At 65.7% G+C, this 6,867-nt stretch carries 8 protein-coding genes; 2 read left to right on the top strand and 6 right to left on the bottom strand.

From position 1 onward, the window contains the following. The 4 genes from HMPREF2550_RS12465 to rimP form a co-directional block, all read right to left on the bottom strand. Positions 1 to 254 (bottom strand): translation initiation factor IF-2 N-terminal domain-containing protein (locus HMPREF2550_RS12465; protein WP_246819777.1); only part of this gene is annotated, 254 nt, incomplete at its 3' end. A 109-nt stretch (positions 255 to 363) separates the two neighbouring features. Further along, positions 364 to 678 (bottom strand): YlxR family protein, encoded by a 315-nt coding sequence (locus HMPREF2550_RS06850; protein ID WP_070790457.1) that lies wholly within the window; start codon positions 676 to 678, stop codon positions 364 to 366. Between the two features lie 192 nt (positions 679 to 870). Then, positions 871 to 1,875, bottom strand: coding sequence for a transcription termination factor NusA (gene nusA / locus HMPREF2550_RS06845; protein ID WP_070790456.1), 1,005 nt, complete (start codon positions 1,873 to 1,875; stop codon positions 871 to 873). A gap of 30 nt (positions 1,876 to 1,905) precedes the next feature. Next, positions 1,906 to 2,448: a ribosome maturation factor RimP gene (gene rimP / locus HMPREF2550_RS06840; RefSeq protein ID WP_070790562.1), complete on the bottom strand. Its 543-nt coding sequence runs from the start codon at positions 2,446 to 2,448 to the stop codon at positions 1,906 to 1,908. Between the two features lie 31 nt (positions 2,449 to 2,479). Between rimP and HMPREF2550_RS12105 the strand changes: the two genes are divergently transcribed. Next, entirely contained in the window at positions 2,480 to 3,289 is an 810-nt protein-coding gene (locus HMPREF2550_RS12105; protein WP_070790563.1) for a DUF4439 domain-containing protein, read from the top strand. 6 nt (positions 3,290 to 3,295) lie between these two features. Here HMPREF2550_RS12105 and HMPREF2550_RS06830 read toward each other — a convergent pair whose 3' ends face one another. Further along, positions 3,296 to 5,086: a proline--tRNA ligase gene (locus tag HMPREF2550_RS06830; protein ID WP_070790455.1), complete on the bottom strand. Its 1,791-nt coding sequence runs from the start codon at positions 5,084 to 5,086 to the stop codon at positions 3,296 to 3,298. A 31-nt stretch (positions 5,087 to 5,117) separates the two neighbouring features. Between HMPREF2550_RS06830 and yaaA the strand changes: the two genes are divergently transcribed. Next, positions 5,118 to 5,819 (top strand): peroxide stress protein YaaA, encoded by a 702-nt coding sequence (yaaA, locus tag HMPREF2550_RS06825; RefSeq protein WP_070763681.1) that lies wholly within the window; start codon positions 5,118 to 5,120, stop codon positions 5,817 to 5,819. Here the strand turns inward: yaaA and HMPREF2550_RS06820 are convergent. Next, on the bottom strand, positions 5,803 to 6,732 hold the full coding sequence (locus HMPREF2550_RS06820; RefSeq protein ID WP_070790454.1) for a hypothetical protein: 930 nt from the start codon (positions 6,730 to 6,732) through the stop codon (positions 5,803 to 5,805). The two genes, yaaA and HMPREF2550_RS06820, sit on opposite strands and share 17 nt — an antisense overlap. Positions 6,733 to 6,867: the final 135 nt, after the last annotated feature.

The following is a 6,867-nucleotide window of genomic DNA, read 5'->3' as shown; positions in this document are numbered from 1 at the left end:
GCTGCGGGCTTGGCGGCCTGGCCGGGCTTCGGCGCCGCAGGCTTGGCTGCCTTGTCTTCCTTCGGCTCGTTGTCCGCGTTCTGTCCTTCGTTCTTTGCTTCGTAGAACGCGGTCATCTTCCGCACAACCGGCGACTCAATGGTCGACGAGGCGGTCTTTACAAACTCGCCCTGCTCCTTGAGCGTGGCGAGCAGTTCCTTACTCGTAACTCCAAGCTTCTTTGCAAGCTCGTGTACTCGTAACTTTCCGGGCACGTGTCTCCTTGTAGTTTGTGCTAGGAGCGCGGTGCCCGGTTACGGGTACCGACCCCTAGACGTGGTCAATGACTTTCATCGCTGATGCTGCTTCACGGTTGTGTACTCATCAGTGTTCGGTCTTCCTTACTTGCGTTGGGTCTTTCGCCAGTGTGGCGAGGTACGTGTGTACATGACCTAGGTCCACCGGAGTGGACAGACGGAAAGCGCGCGCAAAGGCACGCCGCTGTTCCGCCAGCTCGAGTGCGTCCCGCGTGGGTGTGATCCACGCTCCCCTGCCCGGCAACTTCCGGGCTGGGTCGGCCACAATGCGGCCGGGAACGTCCGGGTCTTGCACGAGCCGCAGCAGGCGCGTATCTGGCAGTGCCTCACGCGTGGCGATACAGGTACGGGTACGGATGGGACGCTTGCGCGCATCACTCATCCAGCACCTTCCTTTTCGCCTCGCGGTAGCTCACCGGCCAGACACCCGCTACTGCACCGGCACGTACATGACACGGCACGCGGGAATTAAGCCGTGTACTAGCCTACGCCAAAACCGCGCTAAAAAATACTTCCTAAGCTCAGCGGGGCCGACACCGGCTCACACCGGTGTCATTTTCAGCCCATAAATTCGCTAGTCCGTGGCCGCGTCGGAGTGAATATCTATCTTCCAGCCCGTCAGTCGCGCGGCGAGGCGGGCGTTCTGCCCTTCCTTGCCAATCGCCAGCGAGAGCTGGTAATCCGGCACGGTCACGCGCGCCGCCTGGGCTTCCTCATCGAGCACCTCAACCTTGATCACCTTCGACGGTGCCAGCGAGTTACCCACGTAGGTCGCGGGGTTGTCCGAGTAGTCGATAATGTCGATTTTCTCGCCGCCGAGCTCCTTCATGACATTGGACACACGCGAGCCACGCGGCCCAATGCAGGCACCCTTGGCGTTCACACCCTTGACGGTGGCGCGCACCGCCACCTTGGAACGGTGGCCCGCCTCACGCGCGATCGCGATGATCTCCACCGAGCCGTCTTCCACCTCCGGCACCTCGAGCGCGAACAGGCCGCGGACCAGCTCCGGGTGCGTGCGCGACAGGTTGACCTGCACGTTGCGCTCCCCCTTGTTCACGCCCACCACGTAGGCCTTCACGCGGTCGCCGTGGGTGAGCCGCTCGCCCGGGATCTGCTCCGCGGGCAAAAGGATGCCGTCCTGCGGGTCGGCCTCGGTGCCCAGCTGCACGATCGTCAGCCCGCGGGCCTCCGCGTTCGCGTCGCGCTGCACCACGCCAGAGACCACGCGGCCCTCAAACTCGGAGTACTCGGTGTAGACGCGCCCGGCCTCCACTTCGCGCAGGCGGCGCTTGATCGCGTCGCGCACTGCGGGCGCACCGATGCGGGAGAAGTTGACCGGCGTGGCATCGTACTCGGAGAGCACTTCGCCCTCGTCGTCGAGCTCGCTGACCATGACATGTACATCGCCGGTATCCGGGTCGATGTCCACGCGTGACTTGGTGTTTTCACCTGGATCCACCTCGCGGTAATCCAGGTAGGCAAACAACAGCGCGCTCGCAATGGTGGTCAACAGGTCATCGACCTCGATCCCCTGCTTGTCCTCAATCACTTTGAGCGCGTTCAAGTCAATATTCACTTGTCTTCCTCCCAGGTAAGCCTGTTGGGCTTACGCGTCTACTACTTCGTCGAACGGTGCGTCTACCAGCTCCTGCTCGGCCGCCGGTGGCGCTTTAAATTCAATTTCTACCACTGCCTTGGGCATTTCGGAAACCAACCGGGCCTGCACCGCAGGCACTTTCGCCCCGCGCTCGATCAGCGCAACACGGGTTTCCGTCTCGTCGAGCGCGCCGATGCGCCACAGTTCCTTCTTGCCGTCGGCGTCGAGAAGCGCCACGGCGCGGCCGCGGTTGCGCCGCCAGTGGCGCGGCTCTGTCAGCGGCATGTCCACGCCCGGGGTGGTCACCTCGAGGGTGTAGCCGGCTCCGAAGTTGAGGTCGCCGGCGTCCTCGCGAGCGTCGAAAAGCTCGCTGAGCTCGTTGGAGACGACCTCCAACTCGTCTAAGGTCGGGGGCGTATCACCGTCGAGCGCGATGACCACCTGCGATTTCTTGCCGGCGCGCACCGCACGGATCTGCTCAACGTCCAACTCGTGGTTGCGGGCAATCGGCGCGACCAGCGCGCCCAGCTGCTCAGGTGTAGGAAAAGCCATGCCCACCACCCTATCGTGTACGGTTTTCCGCGTGAAGAAACTCCTCGCCGTCACGCTTTGTGCCCTACCGCTTACCGCCTGCAACGCACTCGATATCGTCGGCCCGCGCCCGAACGCCGAGCTCGTCGCGCTCGCGCAGCAGGCTTTTGCCGATGGGCAAGTGCTTGACGACGCCACGTTGGCCCACACCCGACAAACCCAGGCCACCCAACTCTTCAACGAGGTCGAGCGTCTCTGCGGCACCACCGAAACCGGGGAAGTACCCACCACCTGTGCCATCGAGCGCGGCCCCGGCGAGGCCACCGGCAACGCCGACCCCTCCGCCGCAGCCCACCTAGCTACCGCCGCGCTACTCGACGCCGCCGCGAACGTCCCCGAGGACTCCGTCACCCTTCTGGTGGCGCAGGCCATTGACTTGCGCGCGGGCCAGGAAGCGGATGCGGCAGACGTAGACGGTGAGGCGTTGGACAACGAGGAGGACCTCGAGGCCGCCCGCGCGATGCTGCGCGCCGAGTACGCCGCCCAGTACGGCTTCGGTATGGCCACCGCCTACGCCGACGACGCCACGGATGCGCGACTCGACGAGCTCCGCGAAGCCTCCGATGCCCGCGCACTCGCCCTTCGCGAAGCGCTCGAGCCAAGCGGCGACGTGCCGGAAGCGGCACCCGGCTACGACTTCGCGGGCGTACCCGCCCCGAGTGATGCGGCCTCGGCTAGCGCATACGCGCAGTCGCAGCAGCAAACGCTCATCGACCAGTGGCGCGCCACCGCCGCCCACGCCCAGTCCGACGTTTTCCGCCACCTGGCCGTGGAGCTCGCGGCGAACGCGCAGCGCGTGTAGCTCGGGTTACGCCGCGAGCTGCTCCGCGACCAGCTCGCGCACCTTCTCCACGATCTCGTCGGCCGGGACCTCGAGGGTCTCGCCACCGCGGATGCGCAGCTCCACGTTGCCGTCGGCGAACGCGCGGCCCAGGATCACGATGAACGGCATACCGAGGAGCTCGGCGTCTTTGAACTTCACGCCCGGGGAAACCTTCGGGCGGTCGTCGAAAAGCACCTCGAGCCCCGCGTCCGAGAGCTCCGCGGCGATACGATCGCCGGCCTCGAGCGCGGCGGCATCCTTGTTGGCCACCGCGACGTGCACCTGGTACGGCGCGATCGCGACCGGCCAGACCAGGCCCTTCTCGTCGTGGCGCTGCTCGGCCACGACCGCCATCATGCGGGAGACACCGATGCCGTAGGAACCCATGGTCGGCACGGCGCGCTTGCCGTTCTCGTCCAGGATCTGCACGTCCATCGCCTCGGTGTACTTGCGGCCGAGCTGGAAGATGTGGCCCAGCTCGATGCCGCGCGCCAGCTGCACGGTGCCGTTGCCCTCCGGTGCCGGATCACCCTCGTGGACCTCGGCGGCCTCGACGAAGGCGTCGACGGTGAAGTCGCGGCCGGCGACCAGGCCCACCACGTGCTTCTGCGGCGCATCCGCACCGGTAATCCAGCTCGAGCCCTCCACCACGCGCGGGTCCGCGAGCACACGTACGCCGTTGGCGTTAAGCGCCCGCGGGCCGACGTAGCCCTTGACCAAAAAGTCGGTGTTCTTGAAGTCCTCATCGCTGGCCAGCTCGAAGGTCGCCGGCTCCAGGGAGGCCTCGAGGCGCTTCTCGTCCAGCTCGCGGTTACCCGGGATGAGCACACCGGTCAGCTGCGGGCCAACCTTGTTACCGTCCTCGTCGACCGCGCGCGGATCGTCCACCTTGATCATCATGCACTTGAGTGTGTCGGAGGCCTCGACTGCGCGACCGTCGATCGTCACCCCAGCGTCGTTGGCCCACGTGACCAGTGCCTCGATCGTCTCCGACGCCGGAGTGTCATAATCCTGCGCCTCCGGCTGGCCCTCGATCGGGGTCGGTGCCGGCGGGACCGTGACCACGGCCTCGACGTTCGCCGCGTAGTCGCCCGCCGAGGAAACCACGAAGGTGTCCTCGCCGTTTTCGCTGTACGCCAGGAACTCCTCGGAGGCCGAGCCACCCATCGCACCCGAGGTCGCCTTACAGATCTCGTAGCGGATGCCCACGCGACCGAAGATGCGCTGGTAGGTCTCGCGGTGCTTCGCGTACGACGCATCGAGCCCCGCGTCCGACATGTCGAAGGAGTAGCTGTCCTTCATCACGAACTCGCGGCCGCGCAGAATACCCGCGCGCGGACGCGCCTCGTCGCGGTACTTCGTCTGGATCTGGTACAGCGTGACCGGGAAGTCCTTGTAGCTGGAGTACAGGTCCTTTACCGTCTGGGTGAACATCTCCTCGTGCGTGGGCCCGAGCAGCATGTCCGCGCCTTTGCGGTCCTTCAGGCGGAAGAGATCGTCGCCGTACTCGTCCCAGCGGTTGGTCGCCTCGTAGGGCTCCTTCGGCAGCAGTGCCGGGAAGAGCAGCTCCTGGCCACCCATCGCGTCCATCTCCTCGCGCACCACGCCCTCAATCTTGCGCATCGTGCGCAGCCCCAGCGGCAGCCAGGAGTACACGCCCGGCGCGGCGCGGCGGATGTAGCCGGCGCGAACCAGCAGCTTGTGGCTGGGGACTTCGGCGTCGGCGGGGTCTTCGCGCAGGGTGCGCAGGAACAGCTGAGAAAGGCGTGTAATCATGGCGTTTATCCTAGCGCTAAGGTTGGGGGCCATGCTTATTGTCCTCCCACCTTCTGAGACCAAAGCGCCCGGCGGCCAGGACGCGCCGATGAGCGTGTCCTTCCCCGCGCTCGACTCCGTCCGCAGCGCGCTCATGCGGGATCTGGCTTTGCTTCCTGTCGATGAGATGATGGCCCAGCTGAAGATCCCCGCCACCAAGCGCGCCGAGGCCGAGGAAAACCTGCACCTCGCCGAGGCACCGGTCATGCCCGCCATTTTCCGCTACACCGGCGTGCTTTTCGACGCCCTGTCTGCCCCCACCCTCCCCACACCCGCCCTCGAGCGCCTCGCGATTGGCTCCGCGCTCTTCGGTGTCGTGCGCGCTGGTGATATGATCCCGCGCTACCGGCTCTCGGGTGGCGCACGCCTCGGCGGTGCCACGCTGAAATCCCGGTGGGGCACCGCGATCACCGACGTGCTTACCGACTTCCCCTTCATCGTCGACCTGCGCTCCGGCACCTACCAGAAGCTCGGCCCGGTCCCCGGCGCGGCCACCGTCCGCGTCGAATCCGTCCAGCCCGACGGCTCGCGCAAGGTGGTCAGCCACTTCAACAAGCAGTACAAGGGTGAGCTCGCCAGGGCCCTTGCGCTTCACGACGCCACCGCAACCTCCCCCGACGACATCGCCCACATCGCCACCGAAGCCGGCATGACCGCGGAAGTCGACGGCACCCAGGTCACGCTGGTCGTGTGACGTACATTTCCGCGAAGCCGAGCATGCGGGTGACGGTGGTGAGGAACCCGTGGGCGTCGTCAAGCAGCTGCTCCGGCGACACCCGCACCACAACATAACCGGCGTTCTGGAGGTGCTTCTCGCGCTCGCGCTCCTCGCGGATCGCCGTGTCGGTCGGGGCGAAGGTGGTGCCGTCGTATTTCTGCGCCCCGTCGATCTCCACGATGAGGCTGCCGCGCAGCAGGTCAGCCACGTACAGGTGAGGCGGGATGGTGATGCGCGCGTTGACCTGCCAACCGCCGATTCCCGCCTGCAGCAGCAGCGCGCGGGCGTAGGACTCGTACGGCGACAGCGAGATGTCTACCGCGTGCGCGATGACTTGGCGCAGGGTCGCGATATTGCGGACGCGGCCGAGACGGGCGGCCGCTTCTTCGATCCGGTAGCGCGGCATCCCCTCGCGCAGCAGCCAATCCATCGCGACGAGGCCCTCCGCGAAGCCGTGGCGCAGCGCGATGGCGAAGACGGTGGTCAGCGCATCGGTTGTGCGTAGCCGGTCGAAGGTTTGCGGTGGCGTGTGGCCCGGTGATCTGTCGCGGTAGACCACGCCCGGCGGCCACTGCTTCCGTGACGGAGCCTTACCCCGCTGCGCGACCAGCTCCACCGGCTCCGGTGTTGTCGCGATCACCCAAATCCCGAGGATCCGCGCCGCCGACCGGCCCGACAACACCGCCCGCGGCACCGTACAACCGACCGCGTAAGCCGCCAGCCACCGTTTTTCGTGATACCGCAGCTGCTTCCATTCCGTCACGCTGATGAAAAACCGCGTGGAGACCTTGCGGTACGCCGCGGGTCGTTTCCGGTGTGCGAGCCTGTCTTCTTGCCGATTACTATCCATGAGCTTGTTCGCCAGCTCCTGCTTCCGTTTCGAATCCATACTGTTCTTTCTATTACATATTGGTTGTTTCGTCTAGTGGTGGTTGTTGGTTGGTTTCCCGCATCTGGCCCGCCGGGGTCCTGATGGGATCCAAATGGAGCTAGCTCCGTTTAGGGATCTCGCCAACCTGCGACC

This window comes from Corynebacterium sp. HMSC074A01 (genome assembly GCF_001831515.1).
GTDB lineage: Bacteria > Actinomycetota > Actinomycetes > Mycobacteriales > Mycobacteriaceae > Corynebacterium.
The sequence above is the reverse complement of the archived record's forward strand: the minus strand, read 5'-3'. Positions and strand labels throughout refer to the sequence as shown.

Bases quoted from the DNA above. Each gene is read 5' to 3' on its own strand.
- HMPREF2550_RS06820 (WP_070790454.1), bottom strand. From the start codon at position 6,732: ATGGATTCGAAACGGAAGCAGGAGCTGGCGAACAAGCTCATGGATAGT.
- HMPREF2550_RS06830 (WP_070790455.1), bottom strand. From the start codon at position 5,086: ATGATTACACGCCTTTCTCAGCTGTTCCTGCGCACCCTGCGCGAAGAC.
- yaaA (WP_070763681.1), top strand. From the start codon at position 5,118: ATGCTTATTGTCCTCCCACCTTCTGAGACCAAAGCGCCCGGCGGCCAG.
- rimP (WP_070790562.1), bottom strand. From the start codon at position 2,448: ATGGCTTTTCCTACACCTGAGCAGCTGGGCGCGCTGGTCGCGCCGATT.
- HMPREF2550_RS06850 (WP_070790457.1), bottom strand. From the start codon at position 678: ATGAGTGATGCGCGCAAGCGTCCCATCCGTACCCGTACCTGTATCGCC.